The sequence below is a fragment of the Blautia wexlerae genome, assembly GCF_013300825.1.
GTDB classification, from domain to species: Bacteria; Bacillota; Clostridia; order Lachnospirales; family Lachnospiraceae; genus Blautia_A; species Blautia_A wexlerae_B.
Window position 1 is genome coordinate 1 of record NZ_JAAIMY010000045.1, and the last position, 18,970, is coordinate 18,970.

11 protein-coding genes and 2 pseudogenes are annotated in these 18,970 nt (G+C 39.7%); 2 read left to right on the top strand and 11 right to left on the bottom strand.

Translation table 11 applies throughout. The features are described from left to right. Positions 1-225: 225 nt before the first annotated feature. From G4417_RS15200 to G4417_RS15215, 4 genes are all read right to left on the bottom strand, one after another. Positions 226-1,227, bottom strand: coding sequence for a helix-turn-helix transcriptional regulator (locus tag G4417_RS15200; protein ID WP_173684070.1), 1,002 nt, complete (start codon positions 1,225-1,227; stop codon positions 226-228). Positions 1,228-1,392: 165 nt separating this feature from the next. Continuing rightward, a complete protein-coding gene (locus G4417_RS15205) occupies positions 1,393-5,670 on the bottom strand; it encodes an Ig-like domain-containing protein (RefSeq protein WP_173717699.1) in 4,278 nt (1,425 codons plus the stop codon). A gap of 472 nt (positions 5,671-6,142) precedes the next feature. After that, positions 6,143-6,889 carry a hypothetical protein gene (locus G4417_RS15210; RefSeq protein WP_008706691.1) on the bottom strand — a complete coding sequence of 249 codons (747 nt, stop codon included), beginning with the start codon at positions 6,887-6,889 and terminating at the stop codon, positions 6,143-6,145. After that, entirely contained in the window at positions 6,874-7,833 is a 960-nt protein-coding gene (locus G4417_RS15215) for a hypothetical protein (protein ID WP_173684072.1), read from the bottom strand. Before G4417_RS15215 ends, G4417_RS15210 begins: the two co-directional genes overlap by 16 nt. Positions 7,834-8,120: 287 nt before the next feature. On the opposite strand from G4417_RS15215, the gene G4417_RS15220 reads away from it, so the two are divergent. Continuing rightward, positions 8,121-10,637, top strand: coding sequence for a LuxR C-terminal-related transcriptional regulator (locus G4417_RS15220; RefSeq protein WP_173684073.1), 2,517 nt, complete (start codon positions 8,121-8,123; stop codon positions 10,635-10,637). A gap of 99 nt (positions 10,638-10,736) precedes the next feature. Here G4417_RS15220 and G4417_RS15225 read toward each other — a convergent pair. The 5 genes and pseudogenes from G4417_RS15225 to G4417_RS15245 all read right to left on the bottom strand — a co-directional run. Continuing rightward, a pseudogene (locus G4417_RS15225) lies at positions 10,737-10,988 on the bottom strand (PfkB family carbohydrate kinase); the annotation flags it as partial. A 13-nt stretch (positions 10,989-11,001) separates the two neighbouring features. Then, a complete protein-coding gene (locus G4417_RS15230) occupies positions 11,002-12,486 on the bottom strand; it encodes a glycoside hydrolase family 32 protein (protein WP_008706700.1) in 1,485 nt (494 codons plus the stop codon). Between the two features lie 31 nt (positions 12,487-12,517). After that, positions 12,518-14,197 (bottom strand): ABC transporter substrate-binding protein, encoded by a 1,680-nt coding sequence (locus G4417_RS15235; protein ID WP_008706701.1) that lies wholly within the window; start codon positions 14,195-14,197, stop codon positions 12,518-12,520. 19 nt (positions 14,198-14,216) lie between these two features. After that, positions 14,217-15,110, bottom strand: a complete 894-nt coding sequence (locus tag G4417_RS15240) for a carbohydrate ABC transporter permease (protein WP_008706703.1) — start codon at positions 15,108-15,110, stop codon at positions 14,217-14,219. Positions 15,111-15,122: 12 nt separating this feature from the next. Continuing rightward, the gene (locus G4417_RS15245; protein ID WP_026649989.1) at positions 15,123-16,061 is read right to left on the bottom strand and encodes an ABC transporter permease; all 939 of its coding nucleotides are present in this window, start codon (positions 16,059-16,061) and stop codon (positions 15,123-15,125) included. Between the two features lie 218 nt (positions 16,062-16,279). On the opposite strand from G4417_RS15245, the gene G4417_RS15250 reads away from it, so the two are divergent. Further along, the gene (locus G4417_RS15250; protein WP_173684074.1) at positions 16,280-17,305 is read left to right on the top strand and encodes a LacI family DNA-binding transcriptional regulator; all 1,026 of its coding nucleotides are present in this window, start codon (positions 16,280-16,282) and stop codon (positions 17,303-17,305) included. A 64-nt stretch (positions 17,306-17,369) separates the two neighbouring features. On the opposite strand, the pseudogene G4417_RS17605 reads toward G4417_RS15250, so the two are convergent. Next, positions 17,370-17,776, bottom strand: a pseudogene (locus tag G4417_RS17605) (maltose acetyltransferase domain-containing protein). 363 nt (positions 17,777-18,139) lie between these two features. Continuing rightward, the gene (locus tag G4417_RS15260; RefSeq protein ID WP_173684075.1) at positions 18,140-18,904 is read right to left on the bottom strand and encodes an AAA family ATPase; all 765 of its coding nucleotides are present in this window, start codon (positions 18,902-18,904) and stop codon (positions 18,140-18,142) included. Positions 18,905-18,970 lie beyond the last annotated feature (66 nt).

Here is an 18,970-nt window from a genome sequence, read left to right on the forward strand (position 1 = left end):
CCTGAGATTCATTTTATAAAAACAAGCAGCATAACTGTTGTTTTCCGACTCATTATGCTACTCGCCCTTATTTTTATTATAAAACCATTTTACTTTGATTTCAAAAGCGTTTTTTACTAAAAATGTATCTTCTGTTTTTGGGCATTATTACTATGTATTTTCATATCCTGCGGCATCAGCGGATGGTTGCGCAGAGCAAATACCGTATCTTCGTGGATTTCCTGATTATTTTAATACGAAATCCTTTAATTCATCCCTCTTTTTGACATGAAGCTTGTTAAAGATATCTGTAAGATAATGCTTCACTGTGTTTAGGGATACCCCCATGTGTTCTGCGATCTCCCGGTTGCTCCAGTCCCGGCAGGCCAGCATGGCAATGGAAAATTCCATGGTAGTCAGAGCGTCTGTCACAGGGTTGTCTGATGCAGGATTGTGAACCGCCATCCATCCACGGCTGAAGGTAATAACTGCATCCGATATTTTTCTGTACATCTCCGGATTTTCTTTGCGGATGCAGGACTCCAGAAGTCCCTGGAGAAGTCCGTGGAGTTCGATAAACGGCTCGATAAGCTCATCCTTCACTGCCAGTTTCCATGCAGTGAGTATGGCTTTTTCTGCCTCCGCCTGATGCTTCAGACTGATTTCACACATAGCAGTCACACAGTAAAGATATATCATCCCAACAGGATAAATTTCTTTACAGGAAAACAGTGCCGCATCACAGATTCCCAGCGCTCTGCTGTATTCACCTTTCAGATAAAGGTCATGGGAAATTACATTGGCAGCAAAAATTCTCAGTCCCTGAGGCAGACTGCTCATATATTTCTTCATATCCGGCAGTTCCTCTGTAGAGAGATGTAAAAGAACTGTTCCCATATATCCTGCAAATACACAGTATGCTGTATTTCTCTCAGAAGTGGGAGCTTCCATCTCTTTTCTCAGACATTCCCGGATGATCTCAAGGCCACGTCCGGATGCCTTCGCATTTCCCAGTGTAAGATTAGAGTACACATAGAGCATACATGCAGACAGCTTCAGTTCCAGCCGGGAACTCATAATATAAATCTCCACCAGATCACTGCATTTCTGCGCCTGCCCTGTGAAATAATAAAATTCTGCAATAGCGATCTCCCGGAAATCCCTGTCTGCAAAACTCTCTGCTGCTTTTCTTGCATTTCCTGGCTCAAATGCTGTATTTATCAGTGGTAATACTGTATTTTCCGTCATATATCCACTCTGCCATGTCCTTTCTCTCTGTATTTTTTTATATTACCACCTTTTTCCTGTTTTTTCTATAACACTTATAAATTCCCGGAACGAAAAAAATACCGGATCAGGCCTGTTTGGCTCAATCCGGTATTTTTTCATTTCACAGTTAAAACTCCATCAGGATTATTTTACAGTGATTTTCAGAGCTTTGTATACGCCATTCTGTGCATATACCCATATTGTGCAGGTTCCTTTGCCTGTTGCTCTGATAAGGCCATCCGGGGTAACGGTGACTACTTTTGTATTGCTGCTTTCGTAACAAAGTTTTCTGTGGCGTTCGATCTTCTTATCTTTCTTTACTTCTTTTGCTTTTATCTGTGCGGTTTTTCCCATTTTCAGGGTGATCTTTGAAACATTCTTTTTGTTTCCAATCTGGGTTACAGAAACAGCTTTTGCATTTCCGTATTTACCGCCTCCGGTGACTGCATGTACAGATATGGACGTGTCTGTCACTACCTTTTTGCCATTTACCATTCTGTAGGCTTTTACCACATATTTGTAGTAAATACCTTTTTTCAGATCCTTCTGGGTCCATGTGCTGATATCTCCACCGGTGATAGTGGCAAGCTTCCTGTACTTGTAAGACTTTGTACCTGTATTACAGCGGTTGCCGTATACGAAATATCCATCTGCATCCTCAATGATGTTCCATTGTAATGTCACAGAAGTTTTTGTCTGTTTTACAGAACGGGCTCTTAACCTTCTGAAGCCTGTGGTCTTATTGATCGTGGGTTCATCCGGGACTTTCACTGTGATCATAATGGAAGCTGTAATTTTTCCATCCTCTGTTGTAACTGTGATCTCTGCAGTTCCATTTCCCACTGCTGTTACCTTGCCGTTTTCATTTACAATGGCAACTTTTTCGTTATGGGATTTCCAGATCAGTTTCTGTAAATCTGCATTTTCAGGCTCGATCTTTACTTTCAGTTCTGTGGATTCACCAATCTTTGTCAGGGTTTCTTTCTCTGCTTCTATGGTGAGCTTCTGGATTTCCACAGGGATTTTCACTGTTACGGAAACTGCCGCTGTATAACTGCCGCTTACAGATGTTGCGGTAATGGTGGCAGTTCCGTTTCCAACTGCTGTTACCTTGCCGTTTTCATCTACAGTTGCTACTTTCTCATCGCTGGATTGCCAGGTTACACGCTTATTGTCTGCATAGGACGGTGTCACTTCTGCTGTAAGCTGGGCGATTTCACCTTTCTTTGTTAAGGTAAGAGTATCCGGAGATACCTTAATGCCTGTTACCGGGTAGCTTGGGGAATAGTAGGTGTCTTTGTAAGTCAGTACATAAATGGAGAATTTATCTGACTTAAAGGTAAGTTCGTTAGTACTGCTGTTAAAGACAGGGTCTAATATATCAACAGTTGCCTGATTCGTTACACTGTCCTTATGCAGTCTGAGAATTTTATAATCCCGGATGGTATAAGGCTGGTTATTAATCATTTTATCCGGGATTTTAATCCTGATATTCATATTGATACCCGGATATGTAATAAGTGCCCTGTTCTCACCCGCAAGCTGTCTGTATAAATCTATGTCGAATAAAATCCGGTCTGCATTTTTTCCCACTGTCTTTTCTATTTCCGTGTTGATTAAATTCTGCCAGTCAGGATCAAGATTATTAACATGATTGATTTCAAGCCATACTTTAGCTCCTGATCCACTATCAATTCTGGTTTTATCACTTTCCGGGAAAAGTCCAAAAAGGATTGTTTCTTCATTGTCCAGAGCTGCTGCTGTGATTTCTGAGCCAAATATCTGGATATATTTATCTATTTTATCTGCAAAGGGATCATCTGGTTTTCCATCCTGTTTCGGGATAGCATCATATCTTTTCTGACCACAGCCCGGTGCTGTACAGGTTCGCTCCTTCATTCCTTCTGACCATGAAGTTGCAGGACTTAATATCTTTCCATCTTTTGGCCAGTTATGGTCCTCAATTGTAAAGATGCCTGTCTTTCGTGTGACAGTATAATTCGGATTTGCACCTTCTGTTTCTGTGGCTGTGATTGTATATTTTCTGGCATCCTCACCTGATTCTCTCTGCAATGTGATCCCAGACAGTGTTTCACCTTTGACGATGCCGTCTGTGGTATAAGTAAGCTCAGGATCTTTCTCGCCGATATGCTTTTGTAAATTATCCGGTTTCACTGTTACTTCTTTTGGATTGATAACCCATGGATGGATGCTATCTTTTTGGTTGAGGCTGTAATTGGCATTTCCAAGGTCTGTGACCTTTGCCGTATATTCCCGGGCATCCTTTCCGGTATTCGTGTAAGTTTCGTTGGTTTCATATGCCAATGTAAATCCATCGCCGGACAGGGCATTTCTCACTTCTGCAGTGACTTTCTGGTCCTCTCCGTTATAAATCAGTTTTGAGTTGCTCCAGTCAAGTTTCGCCGGGAGTGGTGTTATTTCAAATGAACCGGTTGCTGTTCCTTCATTATAATTGTCGGATGCCGATATCTGGGCTCTTACATAATAGGTTCCTGCATTCCTCGGTACTCCACCTTCTGTTTCTGCTCCGTTTTCAGTTGAAGTCTTTGTGGTACATGCTTCATTCGTATAGTAAGTGTACCGGATTGGCCGATTTTCCGGGTTCAGCTTCTTATCTACTGACGGCGCATTTTTCTTTCCATCATAGGAACCATATGTCCATCCCTCGATATCGACTTTGGAATGGGAATCCGTAGCACCTGCTTTTTTAACTTTAAAATCACAGACAGCAAAAGCTCCCTCGTAATTTGCAGTTTCTTCCACCACTGCCTTTAAGGTATATTCCCCGGCAAAAAGTTTTTTCAGGCCTTCTTCCGTTATACCAGCATAAGTACTGTCATCCTTATCCTTAACTTTGTATTGATAAACTACCTTACTGTCAGATGGTGCCCCTTGCAATTTTATAACTGGCTGCTCGCCATATGTGAACTCATCTAAAACAACCGTTAAGGTAACCGGTGCTTTTTTTATTTCCCATGAATATACACTCTCTTCTTCACTGAGACTATAATTGGCATTTCCAAGGTCTGTGACCTTTGCCTTGTACTTTTGTGCATTCTTTCCAGTGTTCGTGTAAATTTCGTTAGTTTCATATGTCAGTGTAATTTTATCACCGGACAGGGCATTTCTCACACTTGCAGTGACTCTCTGGTCCTCCCCGTTATAAGTCAGGTCTGAGCTGCTCCAGTCAAGCTTCGCCGGACGCGGTTTAATTTCAAAATCAGTATATATCACTCTTGAGCCCTGTTCTCCGGGCAGTGTAACGTTTACTTTTGCTTTATATTTTCCAGTGGAAGTGGGAAGTACTGAACTTTCCGTATAAGTAGTCCCATCACGACCTACATACTGAACTGATCCTATTCTTGTCCCTGTTTCTGACGGAAAAGTATTATCACATGTTACAGAATAGGTACTGCCATATTCAGCACAGTTGTTATTTTTATCAAATCCATTAAGCTTAAGTGAAACTGTTGCCTTTGCATTGTCAGAACCTGTTCCATAATATTCACATGGTGAATTTGCATTTGAGCAATATGCCTTAAGAGTATCGCCACTTAAACTATAGTTCCAGGAATGCACATGAACCCATTTTGCATACAATGTTATTTCTCTTGGATATGGATAAGAAATATCTTGAACGGAATCAATTCTGTTTCCTTGACCGTTTTTTCCAGTATACCAACCATCAAATCTGTAACCTGTCTTTTGGGGAATTTTTTCATGTCCATTGCCCCATTGGCAATCCCTCGACCATACCCAGTCCGTTGGCGGTCCGTCCGTTCCACCATCTAAATCATAAACAACTTTTGTAGGATTAACAATATTGTTCTGTACTGCTGCTTTATAATAATAGCCTGAATATTTTGAACTTTCAATACAGAGAAATATATTAATAAACTTTTCAGTTATCCCTATTTTACGATTAACAGGAACATATAAATATTGATTATTAGGGAACATTTGTTGCGTATCGTTACTTTCTGGATTCTTTCCATCCGTTCCAATTCCGACAGACGTTTGATAGTACATGACTTTATATTTTCCCGTATCCTTTTGATCTCCAATATAAACATCAGGATCAACTCCAATTGTCACGGTTCCATCATGATTATTAATTATATCAACTATCGTCTGTCGTTCTATTGGAAATGGCTCAACATTTTTAATATGTACTATATGTTTTTGACCTTGATTAATATTTTCTGCTGCTGTACCATTATCCACTAAACCACAAACATTTTCTCCGTCACTGAACCCATTTTCCACCTCCGGCACTCCTGCAGTAGTTGCCGGCTGTTCTTTCTCCTCCTCTATCTCCGGCTCATCTGTAAATACCTCTTTCTCTTCTGTCTCCCCGGATGCCCCCCCCCATCCGAGAATTCCGTCATGCCACTGCCCCATGCTATGGATGGTGTCATGGAGAAGCACATTGTAAGTGCAAGTATTCCTGATAATATCCTTTTCTTCATTGAAATCCCTCCTTCTGATCCTGATCTGGCGAATATGTACATCCGCTGTTTCCGCATACTCCTGAACGCAATGTCATTTCACAGTCCGCTCAGGTTTCTGTTACCTGTAATTATAACTGATTTCCTCTCATTTGATAATGCACTTTTCGGCACCAAAAAGTGCCCCTGTACATGAAAGTGTGTCAGCTGACCATATGGTTTCTCAATTATCTAAGTTGATCCTGTATATCACTCTTTCACGTAAAAAAGCACGTACTTTTATACCCAAAAGGCGTGCAAGTCTCGCTCCTCACACGCCATAATAATATCTCTATTCTTCCTTTAATACCTTTTAACGATTATCCCCATTCCAGTTCATTCTGTCTGATATTCCATAGTCCTGCCGTGACAGATAAAGAACACTTTTATCCGAATACTTTCTTTAACAATTCCATAATATCCTCATTTTTCAGTCCATATCTTTTCAATGAATTTTGATCAAATGGTTCCTGCTCCAGCAAGTCAATAAAACTATGTATATCATTACCTACTGCAATCGGCAATCCTTCTACTTTTTCAAGCATAAGTTCCGATGCAATACGCAAAATATCTTTTTTATGCTTCTTTATGTCACTGGAATCCACTTTTTCACCTAAATCTTTTCGACTTTTCAAATCAAGATACGCTTTTGCCTTAAAAAGTATTATATATTCTGGTCTTAGAACAGAAAGTCCATTTCTTATAACTTTTCCATTAAGAAGTGCCTTATAGTAATCATCATTCAAAAGAATTGCTGATAAACTGGATACTTCATCATCAATATGTATCGGTGTAATTCCTTCCGCGCTTTTAAGTTCAAAATCGCTTCTACAAAACAATTCGATCATTTTCGGAAATTTATCTTCTTCTGGTTTATCAAACCTATAGAATTGAGGGTTGCTACCATTTGTTGCTTTATTTCTATATTTTCCATCAACGATAAACTTCCAAAATTTCTCTCCAAACTCTGGAGTTAATGCTTCAACAATCAAAACCATATCCAGATCTCTTGTAGCCCTGAAATTCACTTCATTGCTCTCAAAAAGAATATCGCAGGCTGCGCCACCTATTAAAACATACTGTTCTTCATAATCTGCAAAGTACTTCCAAAATGTATCTAATCCTTTGACCATACATATTCCTCCAACATCTCATTAATAGAAATATCAACCCGTTCCTCTTCCTGTTCATCTCCTGTCAGTGACAGTACTACGCTTAAAGGATCTTGAAATCCTTTTCCCAGAAAATCAATAAAATATCCCAGTTCCAAGACAACACAGCCAATTTCTTCCAATTCACTCACTTGTTTTTCCGCTTTCACTCCACTATCTTTTAGTTCTTTCTTCGTCACGGCATAAGTAGGATAAACATTATCGGACAAAAGAGAATACTCACATAAAGCAGAAAGACCTGCTTTCTTTTCAAATTTTATATCTTCTCGCAAAATAAATCTTCGAATTACCGGATTTCTTAATACATTTTTAATCTGCTGCCATAATTGTTCTCGTTCATCCGGAATATCGATGACTCTTGATTTACCTTTCATACCCAACACAGCAATATTTAAATATTCCAGTTCATCAAAACACCGGCTTGCAGATTTTGTTGACACTTCCAATCGTTTCGCCGCATCAGATACTTTTACTTCATTCCATCGTTCATAAATGGCTATTAGAAGCATTTTTTGCGTCAAAAATGAAATCAAATGAACTGGTGCCAACTCTCTTTCATTTTCTTTACTCAGCAAATATCCAATAAACGGGAGAAATACCTGCTTCCTATCTATTACAAAAGGAATTCCTTCTTCTATCATCTTTTCTTTTATATAAAATGTTGTTCGATCAAGAAAAACTGCACAGTTTAATCCTGTTATTTTTTCCACGACAGCTCTGTCTCTACGCAAAACAACAAGTCCGATATCATCTTTGGGATGAATAGCCATCCATAATACACCATTAGTCTCTACTGTAAAAATGTCATATCTTCCACGATATGCTAATGGAAGTTTTTTATATACCTTTTTATTCTCTGTCATTATTACGTTTTGCCGTAATGTTTTTTCCAAAAATTCTTTCATACCAATCACCTTTTTATAAATGTGACTTTTTTTACGTCACATTTGTAATTTATCATATGTTGTTTGATTTTTCAAGTAAAATGTAATTACATAATCATAGACTTTTGAAGGTTCCATACGAATTATCTGATAGAGAAGCGTTTCAGAAGGAACCTGGAACCAAAAAGTGTCCCCGTATAGCAAAAGCAGTGGCAGATATTGCCTGAAAAACCGCCTGGGAAAAAGTTTCATTTTGATACTTTATATGCTAAAATAAAACATATCGTATCAAATGAGAGGTTTTACAGATGTCTAAAAAGAAATATAATCTGAATACAATTTACATCTCTGAGCGTCTGCAGGAGAATCTGAAGCCGATTTCACAATCTGCATTCACTGCTGTGACCGCTCCCATGGGATATGGAAAAACAACTGCCATCAACTGGTATCTGGACAAACAGAGCAAAAACAGAAATTCCTGTGTGATCCGGATCAGTATTTATTCTGATAATCTGTCTGTTTTCTGGCAGAGCGTTCAGAAGGCATTTGCCTTCGCAGGGCTTGATTTTCTGGATAATTATAGCTGCCCTTCAGATGCTGCCAGTGCCGGGATGCTTGCTGATGAGCTTTGTTATTCCCTGAGCGGTCAGACCTCTTACTACATTTTTATTGATGATTTTCATCTGCTGGGTGAACCTCATGTTGCAGATTTTTTTTGTATGCTTGCCAACAGACTGCCTGAAAATATCCACCTGATCGTATCCGGCAGAAATGCTTTTCTGTCCGGAAAAGAAATTCTCCGTCTTGGCAAAAAGTTATATCAGATCCATACCAGGGATCTGTGTCTGAACCGGCGGGAGCTTTCTGTCTATACCCATCGCTGCGGTGCCAGCCTGAACGAAGATCAGCTGAACACGCTTCTCTATTCCAGTGAGGGGTGGTTCTCTGCAGTCTATCTGAATCTCTGTACCTTTTTTGAAAGCGGACATTTTCCTGACCATACTTCTAATATCTATGATATGTTTTCCTCTGCCATGATCGCACCTCTTTCTGATGCGCAGCAGGAATTTCTCACTGTTATGGGACTTGCAGATGAATTTACCGTTGAGATGGCTCTTTTTATTACAGGGAATCCGGAAGCCGGACAGATTCTTTCCCTTATGACCAGACAGAATGCTTTTATCACTCCTTTGCCCGATGGAGTCAGCTTCCGTTTTCACCATATGATGAAGGAATGTACACAGCGTGCCTTTGCCATGCTTTCCCATGAAAAACAGACAGATTTCCGGAATCGTTACGGACAATGGTATGAATCCCGGGGACAGTTTCTGCAGGCACTTGCTGCCTATAACAAGGCTCTTAACTATGATGCAGCACTTGCTGTTATCCAAAAGGATGCAGGAATCCTCCTGGCTTCTCTTTCGCCGGAAAAGGTTCTCGCATTTCTTGATGTCTGTCCAACAGAAATCCTGAAGAACAGGCCTCTGGCCCTTCTCGTATTAATGCGCCGTATGTTTACCTGGCATCAGATTCCCAAAATGCTGGAACTAAAGCAGCTTCTGACAGATACCATAGCTGAAGATAACACTTTGTCCGAAGATGAGAGAAAGAATCTCTCCGGAGAATGTGATCTTATTATGAGTTTTCTGATGTATAACGATATCACCGGTATGAGTGTTCTGCACCGTCAGGCCAGTTCCAAAATGACCAGACCTGCCATCAGTATCCGCAAAACAGGAAGCTGGACCTTCGGTTCTCCTTCTGTTCTGATGATGTTTCACCGCAGATCCGGAACCCTGGATGCAGAACTGACAGCTATGAATGAATGTATGCCCCACTATTACAGGATTACCCAGGGACATGGACAGGGTGCGGAATTGCTCATGAATGCAGAGGCAGCATTTATGCAGGGGAATTTTTCAGATGCACAGATTCTGCTGGAGCAGACTTATTCCACCATTGCATCAAACGGACAGCACAATATTTCGCTCTGCTGTGATTTCCTTGCTGCAAGGCTTTCCCTTTTTCAGGAGAGTGTCACCTTTGTGAAGAACCCTGAAGTAAAGCATAAGGAGCTTCTGTCTCTCCACAATATGATGTGGCTGAATATTTTTGACAGTACTTATGCTTACTACTATGCATTAATTAGAATGCCGGAAAAGATTCCCGCATTATTTAAAGACCATATGTTATCCACTGTCAGCTTTCTTTCTCCCTGCAGACCTATGATGGAAATGATCGAGAATCAGGTCTTTCTTTCACAGAAAATGTACGCAAAAGTTATAGGCAGAAGCGAAACGCTTCTGCCTGTCTGTGAGAAAATGCACTATGAACTTGTGTCTCTCCACGTTCAGATCCAGACCGCTGCTGCTTACGCAATGCTGGGTAAACATCATGATGCACGACAGCTTCTGCAAAAAGCCTTAGGACACGCCATGCCGGATGGCTTTCTGATTCCGTTTGTAGAAAATTATAACTATATCAAGGACGTGCTGGGCAGTATTAATTCCATAACACCAGAGCCTTTCACAAACCGGATCCTTTCCCTTGGTTCTGTTTATGAACAACACTGCCTCCGCCTGTCCAGCCGTAATTCCAGACCTGAGATCCTAAATATGTTGAACAGCAGAGAAGCAGAAATCGCAGCTTTGATCACCGACCGTCTGAGCAACCGCGAAATCGCAGAGAGGTTATTTCTCTCTGAAGGCACTGTGAAACAATATGTCAACCAGATTTATTCCAAGTTGATGATCAACGGTGATACACGCACCAAAAGGAAACAACTGGCAGAGCTGATTTCTTCCATAAACAAGGGCCTTACCTGACACTTTGAGAAAAAAAGCAAGGAAATTCACATGACCAAAGTCTTGCGATTTCCTTGCTATTTGGCAAGAATTACAAATTTAAAGTTTTTTACTTATTTGCATTTCTGTTTCCTTGAGAATATCCTCGGAAATCTCAGTTTTATTCAGCATCATGTCTGCTCCCGGATTACGATAGAAGGAAAAATCCCTATCTCCATCCGGATATGTATGTACCATAGCAAGCGTAGTATGAATTTTTTCATCTGTACATAAGCCAATGTCATCAATTCCTGCTTCTTTTATGGCTACTCTCAACTAATCCCCAAAAAAATCATTACCAACCTTACCAATAAATGCTGTATTATGTCCCATTTAGAACGCTTTATTATAATAAATCATATTTCACTATATCAAGCTTAGCTGCACCATCAGCAAAGAAAGAAATCCCCTTTGCTTCCTGCTTTGTAAGAATAACCGCAGACATAACCTGCTCGCCGTCATTAATAAATACTTCCACACTAAACTTATCCAAAATCACACGCAGTTTTAGTTCATTGCTGTCACCGTTTACCAGACAACTGCTCTGATGAACCAGCGCCCGTTCGCTTCCTGAGAATTTTCTATCGATTTTTAAAACAGATTCATCCGGACGGAAGCATAATGTAGAATGATATTTCTCATTCTCTGCAAAACAGAGTTCAAATTTTTTATAAAGATTGTCTTTATCTGCCGGTCGTATCACAAGTTCCAGATCTACCGTTCGTCCTTCAATCTGATCCAGTGTGAGCCTGGTATCTTTTATCACAACATTGTTATACTCGACTTTGTTTGCACGCATGGCATTAAGTTCTCTGATCGGAACCTGATACAATCTTCCGTTTTTAACAGACAGTTCTCTTGGAAGACTCATTTGTGCGAACCATCCAGAGTCATTGCATCGATATGCAAGCGTATCCCAGTTCTGCATCCAGGCGATCATAATTCTTCGTCCATCCGGTGCAAGCAGTGTCTGCATTGCGTAATAGTCAATTCCGTAATCAACACCTTGACAAAACTGTTCCTTTAAAGTATGTGTCTCAGGATCCAACTCCCCAATAATACATAACGTTCCATTTCCATTATGAAATTCTAATCCTTCCGGAAGCATATCCTGTGGACTTGTCAGAAGCACATATTTGCCGTCCAATTCAAAGAAATCCGGGCATTCCCACATTTTTCCATAACGATTTTGATTCTTTGCCAGAATGCTTACAAATTCCCATTCAAAGCCATTTTTACTTCTGTAAAGAAGGATCTGTCCGCTTCCATCAGCCGGACGACTTCCTATAACACAATAAAAGTTTCCATCGTTCCCTTTCCAGATTTTGGGATCACGAAAGTCTACTTTACTAGCCCCCTTTGGAAGATCTTTGGCTGTCAGAACCGGATTCTTATCATACTTTTCATAATCCTTACCATCTCCAACTGCCACTGCCTGTGTCTGAATATCCCTTACAGTTCCGTCTTCCAGTTTCTCCTGATTTACAGAAGTATACATAAGCAACTGTCTGCCATCCTCTAATTCTATGGCACTTCCTGAAAAACAGCCGAATTTATCATAATCTTCATCCGGTGCCAATGCAGTCGGAACATAGTTCCAATGCAATAAATCCTTACTCACTACATGTCCCCAGTGCATACTGTCCCAATGTGTGCTATACGGATTATACTGGTAGAACAAATGATACTCTCCTTTATAATAGGAAAATCCATTTGGATCATTCATCCAGCCAACATAAGGAGTTATATGAAAGGCTGGTCTTTCTTCCTCTTTGATCTGCTGTCCCTGTATAAATTCATATTTTCTTGCCTTTTCCAACATTTCGCTCATATAGTTCCTCCTGTCAAAATGATATCTTCTCTTATTTTTCACTGCTTAATGAATCCTGATACTGGTCAAAATATTTTTGCTTGATTGAAAGGTAATCGGAAAGCCCGTACTTCTCCATTTTTTTCAGATAAGAATCCCATTCTTCATCAATTCCTCCGTTCAGGATCCAATCTGCTTTCTTCTGTTCTGCATATTTCTTAATATCTGTATCATACTGTGACACTTTGTTTGTATCATCAATACTCATAAATACATTAGGATAAACATATTTGCTGTTCATATCCTGTAAATATGTCTCATGCATATTATCCAGACGCCATTTCGCATCTTCCGGCTGTGTTACATATACGCCATAATATTCATTTAATATAGCGAGAGGACCATTTACAGATTGCGCTTCACGTACTTCCACCGGTGACTGATCTCCTAAGTCCATATGCTTTAACATTTTTTCGCCATCTTTGTTTACAGACAGCTCAAAAATATTAAAGGAATCCTTCTCTCCATAGGTTCCCCAGTTATTTTGCGGAGACTGAAGGGGTGCATACATCTGATCGATCCATGCGGCAGCAAGTGCCGTGTTACGGCAGCTGGTAGTAAGCACACATCTTCCTCTGTCAAAACCACTGGTCTCACTGTTGTTCTGTCTGGTGATATTTCTCATTCCATCCGGTCCGGTCAGTGCCGGAAGCATCACATAATCCGTATTGTTGTCTATATTAGCAATATCCCATGTGAAGCAAAGTCCATAACGGTGATTCTTTCCTTTTGCAACATAAGTAGACCATTCCTGTGTAAATGCTTCCGGATCGATCAGATTCTCTGTCACAAGTTTATGCAGCCATTTGATACCTTCTTTGTATCCTTCCTGAACCGTTGTATAAATCACCTTACCTTCATCTGTTACAGCAAAATGATCTCCTGTGTCCCCATAACCATCTCCGAATCCATTTATTAAGATTGAAGGATCCTGATCTCCGTTATTGATAATAAATGACATCGGTATTACATCACCTTCAATGGAAAACTCTTGTTTCAGATCATCTGCATGATCTCGAAATTGAATCAGTACCTGCTCCAGTTCATCTGTTGTGGTTGGAATCTCAAGACCAAGATAATCAAGCCATTTCTTATTAATATAAGGAATATCTCCAATGGCCTGAATTGCTTCTTTTCCGGAACCAAGCTGTTCAATCCACGGAAAAGAGTAAATATGTCCATCCGGTGCTGTACACATGGTTCTGTATTCCGGGTATTTTTCAAACACAGCCTGAAGGTTTGGCATATATTTGTCAATCAGATTTTCCAGCGGAATAATTATTCCCTGCTTTGCATAACGCAACAGATCATAATCACTCATGCCTGCATTAAACAGTCCATCCGGCAGATTTCCAAACTGAGCCAACGCCAGATTCTTTTTATCAGAAAACTGATCTGATACAAAGCAGGTCCAGTCAATATGAACATTTGTCTGTTCTTCCATTCTCTGAAAAATCACTCTTTTATTTGGATCCTGTGTTGAAGTGGCCGGTGCACTGGTAATAAAAGAAAGCTCCTCTGTTTCTTTCAATGGAAACTGTACATCCGATACCGGTGTATCCGGATTAATCTCAGCATCAAGCCTCTGCTGTTTTCCACACCCCATTATACTTACCATCATTGTTAAAGAAAGTCCAAGTGCAAGCAAACTTCTTACTCTGTTTTTCTTCATATCTGTATCATTCCTTTCTTTAGCCTTTTACCGATCCAACCATAATTCCTTTATCAAAATATTTCTGGAAAAATGGATACATCACTAAAAGTGGTAAACTTGATACTACAATTGTTGCATATTTCAACTGTTCTGCTACCTTTGCCATCTCTGCTGTGCTTTGGATATCTGCAATCATTCCCGGCTGTGGAGTATTCTGCACCAGGATTGAACGCAGTACCAGCTGCAGTGGCTGAAGATTTGCATCGTTCAGATAAATCATCGCATCAAAGTAGCTATTCCACATTCCGACAAATGACCACAATGCCAGTACTGCAATGATCGGTTTACATACCGGCATCATAATTTTGAAAAAATGCTGAATTTCATTAGCACCGTCAATTGCAGATGCTTCTCTTAATTCTGCCGGAATTGACTGATAATAAGTTCTTGCAAGAATCATATTCCAAACGTTAAATGCTCCCGGAATCAAAACCGCCCATACTGTATTTACCATATGCAGCTGATTGATCAAAATAAATGTTGGAATCATTCCTCCCCCAAAAAACATTGTGATCAGAAAAATCAGATTAAAAAATTTTCTTCCCACAAATTCTTTTTTAGACAAAGGAAAGGCTGCCAGTAATGTTACGAAAACTGAGATCACTGTAAATGCAAATGAATACAGAAAAGAATTCAAAAATCCGCGCCAGATCATCTCATTCTCCAGTACTCTTCTATAAGCATCCAAAGTCCAGTCCTTAATATCAGAGCTCAATCCCTGATTATTCAAAACAGTAGGATCCATAAAAGATGCAAGCACTACATATATAATTGGAATCGCAATAGAAAGTACAAACAGTCCAAGAATCGTGAATCCAATTCCAAGGATCAGACGATCTGTCCTTGAATATTTTCTCTTCTTTTTCTCCATCTTCTCTTCCTCCTATAATCCCTCTCCATCATTCAGCTTCTTTACAACCCAGTTTACAAAAATCAACAGAATTACATTTACAACTGAATTAAACAGACCTACTGCCGTAGAATAACCATAATCACCGTTCAAAAGACCAATACGATATACATATGTAGATAAAATTTCTGATGCCGGCAGGTTCATATCTGTCTGCAATGCATATGCCTTCTCAAATCCAATGCTCATAATATTTCCTGCCTGCAGGATAAACTGAATTACAATAATGTTCTTAATCGCCGGAAGCTCCACATACCAGATCTGCTGCAAAAGGTTTGCACCATCCATAACTGCCGCTTCTTCCAACTCTTTGCTTGCATTAGACAATGCTGCAGTATACATAATAGATGCCCAGCCTGCAGTCTGCCAGATTCCACTTGCTATATAAATAGTACGGAAAGCAGATGGCATTGTCATCCAGTTTGTGCTAATCCCAAGCAGCCTGTTCAAAGGTCCTACCGGTGATAACAGCATACGAACCATACCACAAAGTACTATTACAGATATAAAATTCGGCATATAAATCAGAAGCTGTACTTTTTTCTTGATCCCTGTTTTTTGGATACGATTCATAAGTAATGCCAGAATAATCGGAACCGGAAATCCCCATAATAATCCATAGATACTCAGCTTTAATGTATTCAGCAGATAGTTCATAAAATCCGGTGATGATAAAAAACGTCTGAAATATTCAAGTCCAACCCATGGACTTCCAAGTACTCCCTTGATTACATTATAATCTTCAAACGCAATCAAAAGCCCTCCCATCGGGAGATACTTAAAAATGATTGTCAGTAAAAGTCCCGGCATTAAGAAAAAAAGATATAACTGCCAGTTTTTCTTCACATACGTAACCTTATTTCTCCACGTCTGCTTGCTTACGGGCTTTGCTTGGTTCTGCACTGTTTTCATGCATTTTTTCCTCCATTCCTTTCATACATTGTTCATGAAACCGGTTAAGTAACCGGTTACTTTATAATCTGATGTTACTACATCACACACTCTCTGTCAATACTTTTCCTCATTAAAATAACCGGTTACGTAATCGGTTATTTTAATATTGCCTTTTTGTATAATAATTGCTATACTAAAAAAAATATTTGCATTTATTTATAAGGAGAATAAGTTTCATGTCAAAAAAACAGGTGACATTTGCAGATATTGCAGCATATACCCATTTTTCAAAAACTACAATATCAAGATATTTCAATCATCCTGATTCCCTTACACTTGAAAATCAGGAAAAAATTTCTCAGGCCCTTGATACCCTTGGCTATAAAAAAAATAAACTTGCAAAAGTTCTGGCGAATGGAAAAAGTGAATTTATCGGAATCATTATTCCGAATCTTTATCTGCATTATTATTCTGAAATGCTGACACAACTGCTGTCCAGCTACAGTGATTATCACTACAAATTTCTCGTCTTTAGCAGTGAACATGGGGCTGAAGAAGAACAGCAATATATTGAAGAGCTCCTATCCTATCAGATTGAAGGTCTCATTGTTTTAAGTCATACGCTGTCATCAAAACAATTATCCTCCTATCAGATTCCCATCGTTGCCATTGAACGTGAAGCGGAATATATCAGCAGTGTTACCACTGACAACTATATGGGTGCGCTTCAGGCTACCACTCTGCTGATCCGTGATAAATGTGATATACTGATCCACATCAATGTCAATGTTGAGAAAACAGTTCCTGCTTACGACCGTATTCGCGCATTTAAGGAAACCTGTGAAGAATATCAGGTTCCTTATGATATTGATCTAAGTGTAAGCGGTAATTCTTATCAGGAAATTTTAAATGAAATAAGACGTATTTTTACAAGAATAGAAGAGAAATATCCCAATCAAAAAAAGGGTGTTTTCCTTTCCAACGATACCTATGCAAACATGTTTCTTAACCTGATTTTCCAGAAATACCGAGAATTACCCTCTTTCTATGAAATCATAGGATTTGATAATTCTCCCATTGCCAGTGAGGCAATTCTCCCAATCACAACTGTTGGTCAGCAGATTGATATTATTGCACAGACTGCCATGGAGCTTCTGGTTCAACAGATGGAAGAACAAAAAAAACGTTCCCCTAAACCACTGGAAAAGCCTGTCCATAAACAGATTACTCCAATATTGATTCGCCGTAATACAACCAGTTAAAACTAACAAAAGGGGATGCCGAAAAGTGGTATTAACCGGCATCCCCTTTATTGATTGTATTATCTTATTTCATATGATCTTTTTCAGTTATTTTGCGAATAACCCGGCATGGATTTCCAGCAGCCAGACTATATGGAGGAATGTCCCTTGTCACAACACTTCCTGCTCCTATTACACATCCCTCTCCTATGGTAACACCACCACAAACAACCACATTGGATGCCAGCCAGCAATTATCTTTTATAGTAATTGGTTTCGCATATATCATCACATTATCCCCTATATGTATTTCACATACGTCTAAACAGGTGAAATTAAAATTGGCAGAACTGAAGCTTGCTCTTCTTGCTGATCTTCATCTGTCAAATTATATTTTCTTGCTAATTTACGCGCATTCAAACGTAATTGTTCCAATTCTTTATCCGTTGGATCATATAACTCTCCACTTACCATTTTTTCTCTTTCTGTCATTTCTGATAGCCTCCAGTAAAAATTTTATTACCAAGTTAGTTATTTCCGAGTACTTGATAAGTTTTTCCTACTGCAATAATATATAGATAAGGAGAATCACTGTCAATGAATATCATTACACAAAATCGCATCTTTATCTGATTTATCTATGCAATGAATTTCGAACTCTGGATAACTGATCGTGTATGTGTTCTGCATAAACTTTATTGTAAATGACTTGCTATTGTCGTATTCTGGTCTTCTAAGTATTTTTCTATTTCTGTCCAATGACTTCTCATGAAGATTTTCCTTTCTTTGCAATTAGTTATACCAAATCAGATAATATTTCTGTTTACTCAATCTTCAAACTTTCAATCCCCCAACTCACAATCCTAACTTCTCTACAATTTCTCCCAGTGCACTTCTTACAGGAGAATCTTTCGGAAGCTGTATGATCGGCTTTCCATTACAGTCATACTGATATACCTGGTCATCATGTGGTACAACCCCTAACAGTTCCAGTCCCTGATTTCGGATTTCTTCTAGAGTTCCGGCATCCAGTTTTCCATCCGGAACACGATTCACAATTAATCCAGTTTTCTGTGGTTTAAAGTTTAGCTCCTTCATCAGCTTTGCAATACGTCCGGCTGCCTGAACACCTCTTCTGGAACAGTCACTTACAAGAATGGCAACTTCCATCATTGGCAGGATTCCTCTGCTAATATGTTCCATACCTGCTTCGTTATCAACCACAATATATGGATAATGACTTTGCAGTTTCTGGACCTGGGTCTGCACAAGGCCATTTACAAAACAATAGCAGCCCTGTCCCTGGGTTCGTCCCATTACCATCAAATCATAATCGTCTTCTTCTGCAATCGCATCAGAAAGACGCATTTCCAGATATGCCTGTTTTGTCATACCGGAGGGAATCTGATATCGTGGGTCTATGCCTGCCCGCTCAATTTCTTCTCTCAGCTCCCCAAGTGTGACCTCCGGCTCAACACCGAACACTTCGTTCAAATTTGCATCTGCATCCACCGCCAGGACCGGACGTTTTCCGCTTTCACATAAATACTGGATCAACAATCCACAAAGAGTTGTTTTTCCTACGCCACCTTTTCCTGATACTGCAATTACATGTCCCATGTTTTTCCTCGTGAATTACTCGGTAACTGAGTTACCAGAGCATCTGAATTAAGGCGGGATACCGCC